We start from the raw sequence: 15,565 nt of genomic DNA, 5'->3' as shown, positions 1-15,565 counted from the left end.
ATATGGGACAAAATGGTCTGAATTAATCCTACGTAGCCCCTTTAGACCATCCCCCTTCTTGGGGGTAAAGATTGTGAAATTATTATGTTCACAATAAAATTGATTATTTTATAAAAACTAATGATTTACTGCTCACTGATAGTGAGTAGCCGTGTCTATCGGTCATGATTTTTATTTAGGAATAACGGAAAGCATATTCTTAACATGTCTTCTGTTTTCATTAATCGACCAGCCCTGCTGCCCTACTTCGCAAAATCAAACGGACTAATCCCCTTATCACGATTAGCGTCAAGAAAATCTGCCCACCACTGCAGCATCAATCTGCGCTCCCCCAGATGTTCCGCTTTATGGATGTAGGCAGCCCTAACAGAGCTACGCTCCTGATGGCTCATCTGCCGCTCTACGGCATCCCTCGACCATAGACCCGATTCAATCAATGAGCTACAGGCCATTGTCCTGAAACCATGCCCACAGACTTCCGTTTTTGTGTCATAGCCCATCACTCGAAGAGCCTTGTTCACCGTGTTCTCACTCATAGGCTTACGAGGGTCGTGATCGCCCACGAAAATCAGCTCTCGATTCCCGTTCATGCATTTGATCTTTTCCAGAATAGCTAAGGCCTGACGCGATAAGGGAACAAGATGAGGTGTCCGCATCTTTGAACCACGCTGAGAATGTTTAACACCTTCCAGCTGTTCACGCTCTCCGGGAATCGTCCACATAGCCGTTTCAAAATCCACTTCTGTCCAGCGAGCAAAACGTAGCTCGCTCGAACGGATGAAAACCAGTAACGTCAAATCCACAGCTAACCGCGTTAATGGTCTGCCGGTGTAGTTATCAATACGATGGAGTAACTCAGGAATGCGGTTGAGATCTAGCGCAGCGCGATGCTTTCGTTTAGCTGTTGCGATCGCACCAGCAATCTCTTGTGCAGGATTGTAATCAATTAAGCCGTTCTGTACCGCAAAGCGCATTATTGCCGTTGTTCGCTGTTGAAGACGCGCAGCCACTTCAAGGCGTCCTGACTTTTCCACTGCTTTAATTGGAACCAGTAAGTCACGAGTACCAATATCTTTGATATTTCGCTTCCCAACTGAAGCAAATAAATTGTCTTCGAGGCTTTTCAATACACGAGCACTATGCGATGCCGACCACTTCTGATTACTGGCGTGCCAGTCTCTGGCAACCACTTCAAAAGTTATCGCCTCTTGCTCCTGCTCTACCTTAACGGCTTTCTTGTTTTCACTGGGATCAACGCCATTAGCTAACAGCTTACGGGCCTCATCCCTGCGTGCCCTGGCATCCGCCAGCGAAACCTCAGGGTATTTCCCAAGCGCCAGCATCTTCTCTTTACCACCGAAGCGATAACGAAGCCGCCAGTATTTGGAGCCGTTAGGGTGAACCAGCAAAACCATGCCATCACCGTCAGTCAGTTTGTAGGCTTTTGCTTCAGGCTTTGCCGAACGAACCTTCACATCACTCAGAGCCATAATGAGTATCCTTTCAAGGGTTCTGTGTGGGTACAAACATTATCGAACCGGGAAATACCCGCAGTTGTACCCGCATCAGTAAGTTGATGTAGATTGAATCAGGTTGACTTAGGTTGAGTGAAAAAGCGAGGAAAGCCTTGCGGATACTGGATTTCAGGCACAAAAAAAGACGTCCGTTGACGTCTATTGATGTTCCGATGGTGCCGAAGGCCGGACTCGAACCGGCACGTATTTCTACGGTTGATTTTGAATCAACTGCGTCTACCGATTTCGCCACTTCGGCACTGAAGGGGATGCGGAAACGTTGTGGATTATACCTGTCGCGCGCCGCCATGCAAGCGACGACGCGCGAAACCCGCGCTAAGTGCCCAAAAAACCAGCTACCTTCGTCACTCCAGCTCAGACACTGCCAGCCGAATCACCCCTGCCGCCTTCTGCTCCGGCAGCGCCAGCACCTTTGCCCACATCGCCTGCACCATATCGCAGGAGAGCTTTTCCTTGCCTTCCGCCTTCTCCGGCATCTGCAACAGCTGGATGTCCTCGCCGTACTTATCGGCAAGCGCCTTCATAATCGGTCGGACATCCTCGACAGCCGCCTCGCGTTCGGCCTGGGTCACGGTGTGGCGGTTTTTGCCGTAGGCCGCGCGCATCATGTCGGCATCGGCCTGCATGCGCCGGGTCATCAGGTCTTTATCCAGCATGCGCATCGGGTTGATGCCGCCCTTCACCATCGGGTAGAGGAAGCGGAAGCAGGCGTCGTCGCTCACCTTCTGGATGGCGGCGGTCTGCTCCATGTTGATGGTCATGTAGTTCACCACGTTGGCGTCCGGGGCATTTTGCAGGCGCGTCATCTGCAAATGCAGGATCTGCGGCTGGATGGTGTCGATAATGTGCTGCTCCGGCTCGCCGGCCTTTTGCAGGGCGGCCATCTGGTCGAGGATGCGCTGATGCAGCACAGGCTCCTGCTCCTTAATCACCTGCCAGGCGGGCATCGCGTTAAGGGCGGTATCAATTTGCGCTTCCGGAGCGCGCTGCCTGTCGAAGAAGACCCAGAACGCCACGGCGGCAGCCGCGACAACAACAATGACCGTACTGATCCACGTTTTTTTCATCTCGCATCCTTATCCTTGCGTTATGCCGTTTTACACCGGCACGCCGCTGTGGAAGCGAAACTCGTGGTCCGGTGTCGAGATAAGTGTGGCTTCAATTTCGCCAAAATGCTGTATGCGCGGTGAGATATCGTCGTCGCTTACCTGCCGGGCCAGCGTCAGGTAATCCTGATAGTGGCGCGCTTCCGAGCGCAGCAGCGAGAGATAGAACTTCTGCAAATCGTCGTCGAGGAACGGGGCCAGCGCGGCGAAGCGTTCGCAGGAGCGGGCTTCGATGTAGGCGCCGCAGATGAGCTTGTCGATCAGCGTCAGCGGTTCGTGAGTGCGCACTTCCTTCAGCATCCCTTTGGCGTAGCGGCTGGCAGTGATTTTGACGTACGGAATGTCGCGCGCCAGCATCACCTCGCGCACCTGCCAGAAGTGGTGCAGCTCCTCTTTAATCAGCAGCACCATGCTGTCGATGAGCGCCTGGCCCCACGGGTCGTCGGTTTTGGGCATCACGCTTTTGCCAATCTGCCTGTGCAGGGCGATGAAGTCCGGCTCCGGACCGTCGCGGAAGGTGAACTGTTCGTAGGGCTTGAGCCAGTCGAGCAGCGCGTCGGCACCGCTTTCATCGGCGACGTATTTACGCACCAGCAGCAGCGCGGTCTGGGCGGCCTTGAGCTCGCACACCATGTGGTCGGTGAGCAGCAGCGGCAGGTTCGCCGGGTCTCGGGCTTTATCAATCCATGCTTGCGGGGTCGGGCACTGGAGGAAGTTGAGTACGGGGGCGAGTATCTGCGGGTAATCCATGGTTCTGCCTTGAAAAAGCGGTGGCGCGCGCCACCGCCTGAATCACTTAGTGACGCACACCGTCGTCGTCTTCGTCGACGTAATCTTCGTCGTCGCCTTCTTCGCCGTCTTCACCGTTCGGATCTTCGAAGTAGGTTCCCCAGCCGTCGTATTCCACTTCAAACTTCTCGGCCAGGTTCATCAGCTGTTCGACCTGCGCGTCGATCAGCTCCGCCTTCAGCGCGCCTTCGCTCAGGATGTCGCAGCAGATGATGGTGTCGCCCTCTTCCACTTCCAGCTCTTCAGGCTCGGTCACTTCGTAACCCAGCTTGAAGGCTTCCACGGCCATTTTTTCCAGCGCTTCAAAGTCGTCCGCAGAGAAATGGTGTTCGATGGTGTACAGCGCGTCCGGATCGCTACCGTCTTCCAGCAGTTCTTCAATAATCAGACGCGTCTCTTCGCGTTGCTCTTCCAGTAATTCCGGGTTTGCCATGGCTCAATCCTCTTTAAAGTGCGGCAGATACTTCTATTTTCACACACGGACGGGTTTGCCTCCACCTTTGTTGGAAAGATTTATGAAACGGGGTTGCAAATGAATAATTACACATATAAAGTGAATTTTAATTCAATAATTGGCGTTTGCCATGCGAGGATAAAATGGCCGATTTGTACAAGAAACACTTTCTGAAATTGCTCGACTTTACCCCTGCACAGTTCACTTCTCTGCTGACCCTTGCCGCACAGCTCAAGGCCGATAAAAAAAAGGGCAAGGAAGTACAGAAGCTTACCGGTAAAAACATCGCGCTCATCTTCGAAAAAGACTCGACCCGTACACGATGCTCTTTCGAAGTTGCCGCATTTGACCAGGGCGCTCGCGTTACGTATTTAGGGCCGAGCGGCAGCCAGATTGGGCATAAAGAGTCAATTAAGGACACCGCGCGCGTACTCGGGCGGATGTACGACGGCATTCAGTATCGTGGTCACGGCCAGGACGTCGTCGAAACGCTGGCGCAGTATGCGGGCGTGCCGGTGTGGAACGGGCTGACCAACGAGTTCCACCCGACGCAGCTGCTGGCGGACCTGCTGACCATGCAGGAGCACCTGCCGGGCAAGGCGTTTAACGAGATGACGCTGGTCTACGCGGGCGACGCGCGCAACAACATGGGCAACTCGATGCTGGAAGCGGCGGCGCTGACCGGGCTGGATCTGCGCCTGGTGGCCCCGAAGGCCTGCTGGCCGGAAGAGAGCCTGGTGGCGGAGTGCAGCGCGCTGGCGGAGAAGCACGGCGGCAAAATCACCCTGACGGAAGACGTGGCGGCGGGCGTGAAGGGCGCGGACTTTATCTATACCGACGTCTGGGTGTCGATGGGCGAAGCCAAAGAGAAGTGGGCGGAGCGGATTGCGCTGCTGCGGGGGTATCAGGTGAACGCGCAGATGATGGCGCTGACCGGCAATCCGAACGTGAAGTTCCTGCACTGTCTGCCCGCGTTCCATGACGACCAGACCACGCTCGGCAAGCAGATGGCGAAGGAGTTCGACCTGCACGGCGGGATGGAGGTGACGGACGAGGTGTTTGAGTCGGCGGCGAGCATCGTGTTTGACCAGGCGGAAAACCGGATGCATACGATTAAGGCGGTGATGGTGGCGACGCTTGGGGAGTGATCCCCTCTCCCACGTTATTGATTCGGTGCGCTCTTCTTGCCGGGTGACGCTGCGCTTACCCGGCCTACAAGTCCCGTAGGCCCGTGCAAGCGAAGCGCCGCCGGGCAAACCGGCTCCCCTTCATTGATTTTTCACCCCGAAAAAGGTACGTTTTCGCCTTCATTCCAGCGTGGACATGCCAGCATTATGCCGATTATTCAGTCTGTTGAACGTGCGTTGCAGATCCTCGACCTGTTCAACGAGCAGGCCACCGAGCTTAAGATCACCGACATCAGCAAACTGATGGGGCTGAGCAAGAGCACCCTCCACTCGCTGCTGAAAACCCTCCAGCTTCACGGCTATATCGATCAGAATCCGGAGAACGGGAAATATCGCCTCGGCATGAAGCTGGTCGAGCGCGGTCATTTTGTCGTGGGCTCCATCGATATCCGCCAGAAGGCGAAAGGCTGGCTGACGGAGCTGTCACAGCGGACCGGGCAGACCACCCATCTGGGGATCCTGGACGGGCGTGAAGGGGTCTATATCGAGAAAATTGAAGGCAAGCTGGCCGCCATCGCCTATTCGCGCATCGGCCGCCGCCTGCCGGTTCACGCCACCGCCATCGGCAAGGTGTTGATTGCCTGGCTGGGCGAGGCCGAGCTGAACGCCCTGCTGGAGGGCTATCAGTACACCACCTTTACGCCTTCCACCCTCGCCTCTCGTGAAGCCTTAATGGCCGCCCTGGCGCAGACCCGCGAGCGGGGCTATGCCCTGGACAGCGAAGAGAACGAGCAGGGCGTGCGCTGCGTGGCGGTGCCGGTGTGGAACCACGAATCCCGCGTGATTGCCGCCCTGAGCCTGTCGACGCTCACCTCCCGCGTGGACGACGCCGAGCTGGCCCGCTTCCGCGAGCAGCTTCAGCAGGCCGGGCTCGAGCTCTCACGCGCGCTGGGCTATGCCGGCTCGTAGGTGAAGTAGTTGAAGTCCGCGTGACAGCCGTCGCCGCTGATGTCCTCGCAGTGCAGCCCCACAAACGCGCCGGTAAAGAAGCCGCGCCCGCCGATGTAGTCGTCCGACAGCTTCCACGCCTCATACGTCACCGGCACGGCGTGCCACGTCTCGCCGTCGAACGAGTAGCTGTAGCGGTAGACCAGCGTATCCACGTCCACGCGCAGCCAGACGCTCTCCGCATGTTCCGGCACCGGAATGGGCTGCTCGTGCAGCGGCCACGACGGTACGTTGTGGTCGAGCTGGATCACCTTGATGGTTCTCCCCTGCCCCTCCTCGTAGTCCACAAAGCAGTAGCTCCAGTTTTTGCTGTTGTAGTAGCAGGTCAGCCCCGCGCTCTGCTGGAAGTGAACCGGCGAGAACTGCATCCGCGTCTCGGCCCGGAAGGTGAAGTGCTGCCAGCGGCGCGCCACGGTCGACTGGGTGAAGGTCGAGTTGAGCGAGTCGTTGCCGTAGAGCCGTAAGTAGCCTGGGCGCGCGGTGAGCGAGCCGAGGGTGTCGTCGAACGGAATGCGCAGGGTCTGTAGCTGCGGGTCAAGCGTGCTGTCGTCGAAGTCATCCCGCCAGTTACCCTGATCGGCTGTGGGCTGCTCCGCCACCTGCGGGCCGGGCACGGTCGGCTGCGCGTGTTTGCCGCCTTCCACATACGGCCAGCCGTCGCGCCACGCAATGCGGGCGATGCCGGTCTCGCGCCCCAGCGGGCAGTAGCCGCGCCCGCCGGAGGACAGTAGCGGCACGCCGGGCAGGCGCAGCGGGCGGCTGGTGAGGTAGGCCATATACCATTCTCCCGTATGGGTTTGCAGCAGCGAGCCGTGGCCGCTCTTTTGCAGCGGGTTCTCCGGCAGGTGCCAGCTGGTCATCATCGTCACGTCCGGGTGCAGCTCGTAGGGCCCGTCGATATTTTTGGAACGCAGCACCACGACGGCGTGTTCGTAGCTGGTGCCGCCCTCGGCAACCATCAGGTAGTACCAGCCCGCGTGGCGATAAAGATGCGCCCCTTCGGTGTAGCAGAGTGGCGTGCCGGTAAACAGGGTTTTGCGCTCGGGCGAGAGCGTGCCGGTCTGCGGGTCAAACTCCTGCATCACGATGGTGTTGTGCGGGTTGCTGTGGTGGCGCGGCCCCCACGGACGGTAGAGGTAGTACTTGCGGCCATCGTCGTCGTGGAACAGGGACGGGTCAAACCCGCCGTTGCCCATCGGGATCGGCTCGCTCCATGGCCCTTCGATGGACGGCGCGGTGACGAGGAAGTTGCGGCCATTTTTCCACGGCGAGTCGACAATCTTCACGTCGGTATAGAGCAGCCAGAATTTGCCGTCGGCGTAGCTCAGGCACGGCGCCCAGATGCCGCCGGAGTCCGGGTTACCCTTCATGTCCAGCATCGACACGCGATCCAGCGGGGTGCTGACCAGCGACCAGTTTTTCAGGTCGCGGGAGTGGTAGATGCGCACGCCCGGGAACCACTCGAAGGTCGAGGTGGCGATGTAGTAGTCCTCGCCCTGACGGCACAGGGACGGGTCCGGGTTGAAGCCGGTCAGGATCGGGTTAGTAATTTCCATGTTGCCTCCGGTTAATGGGATGCGGCTGTCGCGGCGTCGGGTACGGCCTCGCCCTGCGCCGCGCGGTGTTTGATCAGCTGCTGGCTGATGGCCTCCACGCGGTCGTCGGTGAGCTTGTAGAACGACAGCATGATGAACATGCCCGCGTAGAGCACCACCGGCACCACGCAGAACAGAATTTTGATGGTGGTGAGCACCTCAACCGGCTGCACGCTGCTGCTGGCGGAGTAGTTCACCCAGGCCAGGATCCAGCCCACCACCGCCCCGCCAATCGCCAGGCCAATCTTCAGGCTGAACAGATAGGTCGAGAACACCAGCCCGTCGAGGCGACGCCCGCTGCGGCTCTCCTCGTAATCCACCACGTCAGAGGCCATCAGCCACTGTAGCGGCGTGGTGGTGTTAAAGACGAACAGGAACAGGATGTTAAGGGCGAAAATCAGCGCGATGTGCTCGGCCGGGGTGAAGAAAATCAGCAGGCTGATGAGCGAGTAGGCGACGATGATCCACCTGAAGGCGGTGACCCGGTCAAAGCGGCCCAGCAGGCGGGACGAGCAGAGCGAGCCGAACATGGTGGCGAGGCTGCCGTAGAGTAAAAACTGGGTCGCCATCTCCGGGTGATCCATCACGTATTTCACGAAGTAGAGCGTCGCCCCGCCGCGCACCACGTTGGAGCAGGTCGCCATCATCTTGAACGCGCACATGATGCGCCACTGGCCGTTGCCGAGCAGCAGCTTGAGATCTTTCGCCACCGACGAGCCCGGCTGCACCTCAAAGGTGTAGCGCTCTTTGGTAGTGAAGAAGCAGACGTAGAGCAGCACCACGCCGGTCAGCCCCAGCACGCACATGGCGCCAAAATAGCCCACCTGCTCGTCCCCCTTGCCGATGATGCTGACCAGCGGCAGCGCGATGCCGCTGATGGCGAGCGAGCCCGCCGCGGCGAGGAAGAAACGCCAGGACTGAAGGGCGTGGCGCTCTTTCGGGTCGGCAGTGATCACCCCCGGCATGGCGCAATACGGGACGTTAACGAAGGTGTAAACCAGAGTCAGGAGAATGTAGGTCGCGCAGGCGTAGATGATTTTGCCCTGCGCGGAGAAGTCCGGCGTGTAGAAGGTCAGCATGCAGACGATGCCAAACGGGATGGCGCCCCACAGCAGGAACGGGCGGAACTGGCCGTGCCGCGTGCGGGTGCGGTCTACCAGCAGCCCCATCAGCGGGTCGGTCACGGCGTCGAGCACGCGGGAGACTAAAAACAGCGTGCCCATTATGCCCGCGGAGAGTCCAAACACGTCGGTGTAGAAATAGGCCAGCAGGAACATCGTGGCCTGCCAGACGAAGCCGCAGGCGGTGTCACCCAGCCCGTAGCCAATTTTGTCTTTCATGGTTAATTGCGTCATCAGAATTACACCCTTTGGTAGTGTGCTGAATTACAACATCGTGTTAATGGAGTGTAATGAGCTGTTCAATTAACCAGCAATGGTCATATCTTATTTCTGAATTACGTTATTTTGCTTTTGTGACGCCAACGATATATCTCAAACCATTGTTTTAAATGGTAAATTACAGATGTGAAAAAGCCGTCCGCGGATTATTTTCCGCAGACGGTTTTATCTCACAAAATAATTAAAGTCCGAGCGCTTTTTTACCGGCGTTAATTACCTCGATGATTTTATCGGTGTCATAAATACAGCCTTTCCAGGTGCCGCCGCTCACCGACTGCAATGCCGCCCACAGCCGGGTATCGTCCGGCAAAAAGTCGTGGGCGTGCAGGTCCGGGTGCGTCTGCCGCCCTGCCAGCTCGCGCGCGCCCTCCTCTGGCGTCAGCGGGTTATCCGCCGTGCCGATAAAGTTCACGCTGCCTGATAATGTCAGGCGGTCAACGGCAATCTCGATGATGTCGTTGTCGCGCAGCTTGCCAATCGGCCCGCCCGCCAGCGCCTCTGGCGACACGTGCCCGAAGCAGGCGCCCGTCGACACGCCCGAGAAGCGCGCATCGGTGATTAACGACACCGTTTTTCCCCAGGAGATATGCTTCAGCGCGGAGGTGAGCTGGTAGGTCTCTTCCATGCCGGTGCCGGACGGCCCGCCGCCGATCACCACCATGATATCCCCCTGCTTAATCTCTTCCCGCTTGATGGCCTTGATCGCCTGCGCTTCCGAGACGAACACCCGCACCCGGCCGGTGTGGCGGTAAACGCCATCGTCATCCACCACCGACGGGTCGATCGCCGTGGCCTTGATCACCGATCCTTCCGGCGCGATGTTGCCCGTCGGGAAGCAGACCGTCGAGGTCAGCCCTTTCGCTTTAGCTTTCTCCGGCGGCAGGATCACGTTATCCGGCTCCACGCCGTCCTGCTCGCGCAGGCACTGGCGGAAGCGCTTACGGCGCTCGGACGTCTGCCACCAGTCGAGGTTCTCGCCCACCGTCTGGCCGGTGACGGTCATGGCATCCAGGTGCAGCAGGCCGAGATCGCGCAGGTGGAGCATCACCTCCGGCACGCCGCCCGCGAGATACGCCCGCACGGTCGGGTGGTAGTCCGGGCCGTTGGGCAGCACGCTCACCAGACGCGGTACCCTGCGGTTGACGCGCGTCCAGTGCTCTACGTCCGGGATCGTACAGCCCGCCGCGTGGGCGATGGCCGGAATGTGCAGCAGTAAGTTCGTGGAACCGCCGAATGCCGCGTGGATCACCATGGCATTTTCGATGGCTTTATCGGTGAGGATATCGCGCGTGGTGATGCCGCGGTTATCCAGCTCGCTCACCGCACGCGCCGACTGGCGGGCGATCTCCAGCCACACCGCCTGCCCGGACGGCGCCAGCGCGGAGTGCGGCAGCGCCAGTCCCAGCGCCTCCGCCACCACCTGCGAGGTGCCCGCCGTGCCGAGGAACTGACACCCGCCGCCCGGCGACGCGCAGGCGCGACAGCCCAGCTCGGCGGCCTCCTGCAAGGAGAGCTCGTGGTTGGCAAAGCGCGCGCCGATGGTCTGCACCTTGCCCGCATCTTCCCCCACGGTCGGCGGCAGCGTCGCCCCGCCCGGCACCAGAATAGTCGGCAGGTCGTGCATCGAAGCCAGGGCGATCATGGTAGCGGGCAGCCCTTTATCGCAGGTGGCCACGCCGATCACCGCCCGGCGCGTCGGCAGGGAGCGGATCAGGCGGCGAAAGACGATCGCCGCGTCGTTGCGGTACGGTAGGGAATCAAACATGCCATGCGTGCCCTGCGAGCGCCCGTCACACGGATCGCTGACGAAGGCCGCAAACGGGATCCCGCCGTTGCGCGTGATCTCCTTCGCCGCCGCCTGCATCTGCATGCCGATCTCCCAGTGTCCGGTGTGGTAGCCCAGCGCAACCGGGCGCCCGTCCCCGGCACGAATACCGCCCTGGGTACCGATAATCAGCACCTCTTTGCCGGTCAGCTTATTGGCGTCCCAGCCCATCCCGGCGTTCTGCGTCATGCCGAACAGGTTGCCGCTGGGGGATTCCATCAGCATCTGCGGGGTCAGCGGCAGCGCGCCCTGCGGCCCCGCCGCGTGGGTGATCACCGCATAAAACGCATCGTCCTGTGGGGTGAAAATTTTCTCAATGGTCATCGGTATCGTCCGGCTCAGCAGAGCTTGAGCTGTTGTAACAGGGTTTTCAGCTGCGCCTTACGCGGCTCGTCCAGCGCTGACGCGGGCGGTAGCACGTGCGTGGAAATCGGGCGGCCGCAGAGCACAATCGCCTCTTTAATGACGTTCACAAACGGCGTATCCAGCTGATACATCTGCGGTATTTGCAGCAGGGTCTGATGATACTCAGCCGCTTTCGCCACGTCTTTATCCCGCCAGGCTTTCAGAAGATTCACCGACACCTGCGGGGCAAAGTTGCCGCTGGCCGAAATCGCCCCGTCGCCGCCGAGCAGCAGGGTATTAAACAGATGATCGTCGTAACCGCACAGCACGGTGAAGTGCGGATGAGCGGCTTTAACGGTGAGGATCATGCTGCGCAGGTGGGCGACGGAGTCGATGGTGTCTTTAATGCCAATAATATTGCTGCGCGAGTCGGCGAGGGTTTTGACCAGCGCCGGAGTCAGATCCTGCCCGGTCAGCGCCGGGAAGTTATAGAGCATCACCGGCAGCGTGACGCTGTCCGCCACCTGCTCGAAGTAGCGGATCAGGTTCGCTTCCGACACCTTCCAGTAGTAGGGGTTGATCACCACGATGCCGTCCGCGCCCGCCTGCTGCGCGTGCTGGCTGAGTTCAATGGTTTCCCGGGCGTTGGTGCCGCCGGTGCCGATCAGCACCGGCACCCGGCGATCGACATGATCGATAGCAAAGCGGGCAATGGTTTTACGCTCTTCGGCGCCGAGCTGGGAGAATTCGCCGCCGCTGCCCAGGAAGAACAGGCCGTCAACGCCCGCAGCGATGAGGTCGTCGATCAGCGCGGCGGTGCCCTGCTCATCAAGCTGGCCGTCGGCGGTAAATATGGTGGAGACAGGGGGAATGATTCCCGTGAACAACGCGGACTGCGGCATGAGATCTCCTTGTTGAATCATTTTGTTCTACATTATAGAACAGTGTTCATTAATTTAACGATCATACTATGACGCAGAAAAAGGAGAGGTAAATGAGAAGGGAAGAAGGAGTGTAGGAAGTTTAAGCTGGATCACATATTGCCCGCTCGCCCCTCATCCGGCCCTCTCCCCAAAGGGGCGAGGGTTAGGGTGAGGGGTAAAGAATTACTCCACCAGCATTTTAACAACCACTTTTCTGACCTTAGCAGGCTCCCCCACCGCGCACAGCGGCTTATGCACTTCGCCCGGGTAAAACACCACGAAATCCCCTTCGCTCAGCACCACGGTTTTCTCCTGCTCGCCTTTCGGCAGGAACGCGATGTCTTTGTCCGCCAGCCAGTCGGTGTCCGGCGTACCGTGCGGCAGGGTGCTGAACGTCATCCCTTCCTGACCCTTCAGCACGATCTGGATATCCAGATAGCGCGCATGGTACTCGGCGCGGCGCTCGGCGAAAGGCTGGGTCATGTCTTCTGACACCAGATAAAACAGGCGGACGCCGTTGATGTCGTGCTTGCCGGTCGGCGTCGCGTCGGTAACGTGCGCCTTAACGTGCTCAATGGCCTGGCGCAGTTCTTCTGGTAGCCAGGACTGGAGATGATGAATGTTGCCCACGATCATGGTATAGCCCTCAAATTAAAACACTGTTTCATTTCCATCTTTTATACGAAAATTGTTCTCCCCCCGCCAGCCCTTTTTAGGCAACTTTTGCGCAAGCGCATGTTTATCGGGAAATGTGTTAATTTGCTGTTAATAGCAGTCAGGCATTTATGCAGTGGTTATGCATAACCTCACCCGGCTCGCGCCACTGAATCAATATAACCAATTGAAATTACAGCCTAAAACACAAAACCTGCGGCCACGTCACACTTTACCACTCTGGTTATTTCCTTTATAACACCATAATTATTTATTGATTTTTCTTAAGTCCAAAATAGTTAATTGCATTAATTGCATAGCCATTCTCACCTTGATATTTTATCGTTTAAAATCAACAGTATAAATAAATATGTCCAAATATTTAATTCTACAAAATAATAACAACCTCAAATAATGCCACCCGTTTCCGCTTAGCTATTCATCCTCCAGTAATAACAATTTAATCATTATCTGATGCGAATCATGCAAATGAAAACAAACGCCTTAATATCGGTTTTCGCGTGAGCAATGTCACAATAACCGTTATTTAAGCGCCTACTATAAATCACGAAATCAATTGAGCTTAGCCGCCATGTAATTAAACACATCACATGGCGCATGCCCTTTTTATTCTGAAAAACAGTTAAAGGAATAATTATGGAAAAGCATTACGTCGGTTCTGAAATTGGTCAATTGCGTAGCGTTATGCTGCACCGCCCTAATTTAAGCCTGAAGCGGTTAACCCCCTCAAACTGTCAGGAGCTGTTGTTTGATGATGTACTGTCGGTTGAACGGGCGGGTGAAGAGCATGACATCTTCGCAAACACGCTGCGCGAGCAGGGTGTGGAAGTCCTGCTGTTGACCGACCTGCTCACGCAAACGCTTGATATTGCAGATGCGAAAGCCTGGCTTCTTGAAACGCAAATTTCCGACTATCGCCTCGGGCCAACCTTTGCCGGCGACGTGCGCGGCTGGCTGGCGGATATGCCGCACCGCGAACTGGCGCGGCGATTAAGCGGGGGATTAACCTACGGCGAAATTCCGGCAGCCATTAAAAATATGGTGGTGGATACCCACACGGCGAATGATTTTATTATGAAGCCGCTGCCGAACCACTTATTTACCCGCGATACCTCCTGCTGGATTTATAACGGCGTGTCCATTAACCCGATGGCGAAACCCGCCCGCCAGCGTGAAACCAATAATCTGCGCGCGATATATCGCTGGCATCCGGCATTTGCCGACGGCGATTTTATTAAGTATTTCGGCGACGAGAATATTAATTACGACCACGCCACCTTAGAAGGCGGCGACGTACTGGTGATTGGCCGCGGGGCGGTGCTGATCGGCATGTCCGAGCGCACGACGCCGCAGGGCGTTGAGTTCCTCGCCAACAGCCTGTTCAAACACCGCCAGGCCGAGCGCGTGATTGCCGTTGAGCTGCCAAAACACCGCTCCTGCATGCACCTCGATACGGTGATGACCCATATCGACGTGGACACTTTCTCCGTCTATCCGGAAGTGGTGCGTAAAGACGCCCAGTGCTGGACGCTCACCCCGGACGGACGCGGCGGCCTGCTGCGCACGCAGGAAACCGACCTGCTGCACGCCATCGAGAAAGCCCTCGGCATTAACCAGGTCCGCCTGATCACTACCGGCGGCGACGCCTTTGAAGCCGAACGCGAGCAGTGGAACGACGCCAACAACGTTCTGACCATCCGCCCGGGCGTGGTGATCGGCTACGAGCGTAACGTCTGGACCAACGAGAAGTACGACAAAGCGGGCATCACCGTGCTGCCGATCCCCGGCGACGAGCTGGGACGCGGTCGCGGCGGTGCGCGCTGCATGAGCTGCCCACTGGAACGCGACGGAATTTAAGGAGCCATCATGGAACGAAAACCCACTCTGGTTGTGGCCCTGGGCGGCAACGCGCTGCTCAAGCGCGGCGAGCCGCTGGAAGCGGATATTCAGCGTCAGAACATCGAGCAGGCCGCCCGCACCATCGCCGGATTAACAGAACAGTGGCGCGTGGTGCTGGTGCACGGCAACGGGCCGCAGGTCGGGCTGCTGGCATTGCAGAACAGCGCCTACGACAAAGTGACGCCCTACCCGCTGGACGTTCTCGGCGCGGAAAGCCAGGGGATGATCGGCTACATGCTCCAGCAGGCGCTGAAAAACAATCTGCCGCAGCGTGAGGTGAGCGTCCTGCTCACCCAGGTAGAGGTGGACGCCGCCGATCCGGCCTTCAGCAACCCGACCAAATACATCGGCCCGGTGTACAGCGAAGCCCAGGCGAAAGCGCTGGCCGCAGAAAAAGGCTGGACGTTCAGGGCCGACGGCGCCTATTTCCGCCGCGTTGTGCCCTCTCCACAGCCGAAGCGCATCGTCGAGAGCGACGCCATTACGGCGCTGATCCAGCGTGACCACCTGGTCATCTGCAACGGCGGCGGTGGCGTGCCGGTAGTGGAAAACGCCAACGGCTATCGCGGCGTTGAGGCGGTGATCGACAAAGACCTCTCCGCCGCCCTGCTGGCGCGCCAGATCGAGGCCGATGCCCTGCTGATCCTCACCGATGCCGACGCGGTGTACCTCGACTGGGGCAAGCCGACCCAGCGCCCGCTGGCGCAGGTGACGCCGGAACTGCTTAAAGACATGACGTTCGACGCCGGATCGATGGGGCCGAAGGTCGCCGCCTGCCGCGAATTTGTTGAGGCCTGCGGCGGGATTGCCGGGATCGGCGCGCTGGCCGACGGCGCGGAGATCCTGGCGGGCGAGAAAGGCACGCTGATTCGTAACTGAGCACT

General features: G+C 58.4%; 14 protein-coding genes and 1 tRNA gene. 5 read left to right on the top strand and 10 right to left on the bottom strand.

From position 1 onward, the window contains the following. Positions 1-242: 242 nt before the first annotated feature. The 5 genes from DBR02_RS13180 to rraB all read right to left on the bottom strand — a co-directional run bounded on the left by DBR02_RS13180 (position 243) and on the right by rraB (position 3,863). Positions 243-1,490 carry a tyrosine-type recombinase/integrase gene (locus tag DBR02_RS13180; protein WP_107534562.1) on the bottom strand — a complete coding sequence of 416 codons (1,248 nt, stop codon included), beginning with the start codon at positions 1,488-1,490 and terminating at the stop codon, positions 243-245. A gap of 198 nt (positions 1,491-1,688) precedes the next feature. After that, a tRNA-Leu gene (locus DBR02_RS13175) sits at positions 1,689-1,773 on the bottom strand. 106 nt (positions 1,774-1,879) lie between these two features. Continuing rightward, positions 1,880-2,602 carry a hypothetical protein gene (locus DBR02_RS13170; protein ID WP_063867263.1) on the bottom strand — a complete coding sequence of 241 codons (723 nt, stop codon included), beginning with the start codon at positions 2,600-2,602 and terminating at the stop codon, positions 1,880-1,882. Positions 2,603-2,632: 30 nt separating this feature from the next. After that, the gene (gene miaE, locus DBR02_RS13165) at positions 2,633-3,391 is read right to left on the bottom strand and encodes a tRNA isopentenyl-2-thiomethyl-A-37 hydroxylase MiaE (RefSeq protein ID WP_107534561.1); all 759 of its coding nucleotides are present in this window, start codon (positions 3,389-3,391) and stop codon (positions 2,633-2,635) included. Positions 3,392-3,437: 46 nt separating this feature from the next. Continuing rightward, positions 3,438-3,863: a ribonuclease E inhibitor RraB gene (gene rraB, locus DBR02_RS13160; RefSeq protein WP_107534560.1), complete on the bottom strand. Its 426-nt coding sequence runs from the start codon at positions 3,861-3,863 to the stop codon at positions 3,438-3,440. A 99-nt stretch (positions 3,864-3,962) separates the two neighbouring features. On the opposite strand from rraB, the gene argL reads away from it, so the two are divergent. From argL to xynR, 3 genes are all read left to right on the top strand, one after another. Next, on the top strand, positions 3,963-4,058 hold the full coding sequence (argL, locus tag DBR02_RS26895; RefSeq protein ID WP_216858841.1) for a putative translational regulatory protein ArgL: 96 nt from the start codon (positions 3,963-3,965) through the stop codon (positions 4,056-4,058). Then, a complete protein-coding gene (gene argF, locus DBR02_RS13155) occupies positions 4,028-5,032 on the top strand; it encodes an ornithine carbamoyltransferase (RefSeq protein WP_107534559.1) in 1,005 nt (334 codons plus the stop codon). The genes argL and argF overlap by 31 nt, the downstream gene beginning before the upstream one ends. Before the next feature lie 186 nt (positions 5,033-5,218). Next, complete coding sequence (gene xynR, locus DBR02_RS13150) at positions 5,219-5,980, top strand: DNA-binding transcriptional repressor XynR (protein ID WP_107534558.1); 762 nt, start codon at positions 5,219-5,221, stop codon at positions 5,978-5,980. Here xynR and DBR02_RS13145 read toward each other — a convergent pair. The 5 genes from DBR02_RS13145 to DBR02_RS13125 all read right to left on the bottom strand — a co-directional run bounded on the left by DBR02_RS13145 (position 5,965) and on the right by DBR02_RS13125 (position 12,743). Continuing rightward, positions 5,965-7,575, bottom strand: a complete 1,611-nt coding sequence (locus tag DBR02_RS13145) for a glycoside hydrolase family 43 protein (protein WP_107534557.1) — start codon at positions 7,573-7,575, stop codon at positions 5,965-5,967. The two genes, xynR and DBR02_RS13145, sit on opposite strands and share 16 nt — an antisense overlap. Positions 7,576-7,586: 11 nt before the next feature. Next, entirely contained in the window at positions 7,587-8,969 is a 1,383-nt protein-coding gene (locus DBR02_RS13140) for an MFS transporter (RefSeq protein ID WP_107534556.1), read from the bottom strand. Positions 8,970-9,195: 226 nt separating this feature from the next. Continuing rightward, positions 9,196-11,163, bottom strand: coding sequence for a xylonate dehydratase YagF (gene yagF / locus DBR02_RS13135; RefSeq protein ID WP_107534555.1), 1,968 nt, complete (start codon positions 11,161-11,163; stop codon positions 9,196-9,198). Between the two features lie 14 nt (positions 11,164-11,177). Next, on the bottom strand, positions 11,178-12,086 hold the full coding sequence (gene yagE, locus DBR02_RS13130; protein ID WP_107534554.1) for a 2-keto-3-deoxygluconate aldolase: 909 nt from the start codon (positions 12,084-12,086) through the stop codon (positions 11,178-11,180). Between the two features lie 204 nt (positions 12,087-12,290). Further along, on the bottom strand, positions 12,291-12,743 hold the full coding sequence (locus DBR02_RS13125) for a YhcH/YjgK/YiaL family protein (protein ID WP_107534553.1): 453 nt from the start codon (positions 12,741-12,743) through the stop codon (positions 12,291-12,293). Positions 12,744-13,418: 675 nt separating this feature from the next. Between DBR02_RS13125 and arcA the strand changes: the two genes are divergently transcribed. Both arcA and DBR02_RS13115 read left to right on the top strand, forming a co-directional pair. Further along, on the top strand, positions 13,419-14,639 hold the full coding sequence (gene arcA / locus DBR02_RS13120) for an arginine deiminase (RefSeq protein ID WP_107534552.1): 1,221 nt from the start codon (positions 13,419-13,421) through the stop codon (positions 14,637-14,639). Between the two features lie 9 nt (positions 14,640-14,648). Beyond that, positions 14,649-15,560: a carbamate kinase gene (locus DBR02_RS13115; RefSeq protein ID WP_107534551.1), complete on the top strand. Its 912-nt coding sequence runs from the start codon at positions 14,649-14,651 to the stop codon at positions 15,558-15,560. Positions 15,561-15,565 lie beyond the last annotated feature (5 nt).

This window comes from Enterobacter cloacae complex sp. (assembly GCF_900322725.1).
In the GTDB taxonomy this organism is placed as follows: Bacteria; Pseudomonadota; Gammaproteobacteria; order Enterobacterales; family Enterobacteriaceae; genus Enterobacter; species Enterobacter quasihormaechei.
Note: the sequence above shows the minus strand (reverse complement) of the source record. Positions and strands in the feature narration are given on the sequence as shown.

What these genes read in the sequence shown, in the direction of transcription:
- DBR02_RS13170 (WP_063867263.1), bottom strand. Translation starts at nt 2,602, where the DNA reads ATGAAAAAAACGTGGATCAGTACGGTCATTGTTGTTGTCGCGGCTGCC.
- rraB (WP_107534560.1), bottom strand. Translation starts at nt 3,863, where the DNA reads ATGGCAAACCCGGAATTACTGGAAGAGCAACGCGAAGAGACGCGTCTG.
- DBR02_RS13125 (WP_107534553.1), bottom strand. Translation starts at nt 12,743, where the DNA reads ATGATCGTGGGCAACATTCATCATCTCCAGTCCTGGCTACCAGAAGAA.
- argL (WP_216858841.1), top strand. Translation starts at nt 3,963, where the DNA reads ATGAATAATTACACATATAAAGTGAATTTTAATTCAATAATTGGCGTT.
- DBR02_RS13115 (WP_107534551.1), top strand. Translation starts at nt 14,649, where the DNA reads ATGGAACGAAAACCCACTCTGGTTGTGGCCCTGGGCGGCAACGCGCTG.
- DBR02_RS13180 (WP_107534562.1), bottom strand. Translation starts at nt 1,490, where the DNA reads ATGGCTCTGAGTGATGTGAAGGTTCGTTCGGCAAAGCCTGAAGCAAAA.
- DBR02_RS13140 (WP_107534556.1), bottom strand. Translation starts at nt 8,969, where the DNA reads ATGACGCAATTAACCATGAAAGACAAAATTGGCTACGGGCTGGGTGAC.
- argF (WP_107534559.1), top strand. Translation starts at nt 4,028, where the DNA reads ATGGCCGATTTGTACAAGAAACACTTTCTGAAATTGCTCGACTTTACC.
- xynR (WP_107534558.1), top strand. Translation starts at nt 5,219, where the DNA reads ATGCCGATTATTCAGTCTGTTGAACGTGCGTTGCAGATCCTCGACCTG.
- yagE (WP_107534554.1), bottom strand. Translation starts at nt 12,086, where the DNA reads ATGCCGCAGTCCGCGTTGTTCACGGGAATCATTCCCCCTGTCTCCACC.
- yagF (WP_107534555.1), bottom strand. Translation starts at nt 11,163, where the DNA reads ATGACCATTGAGAAAATTTTCACCCCACAGGACGATGCGTTTTATGCG.
- miaE (WP_107534561.1), bottom strand. Translation starts at nt 3,391, where the DNA reads ATGGATTACCCGCAGATACTCGCCCCCGTACTCAACTTCCTCCAGTGC.
- DBR02_RS13145 (WP_107534557.1), bottom strand. Translation starts at nt 7,575, where the DNA reads ATGGAAATTACTAACCCGATCCTGACCGGCTTCAACCCGGACCCGTCC.
- arcA (WP_107534552.1), top strand. Translation starts at nt 13,419, where the DNA reads ATGGAAAAGCATTACGTCGGTTCTGAAATTGGTCAATTGCGTAGCGTT.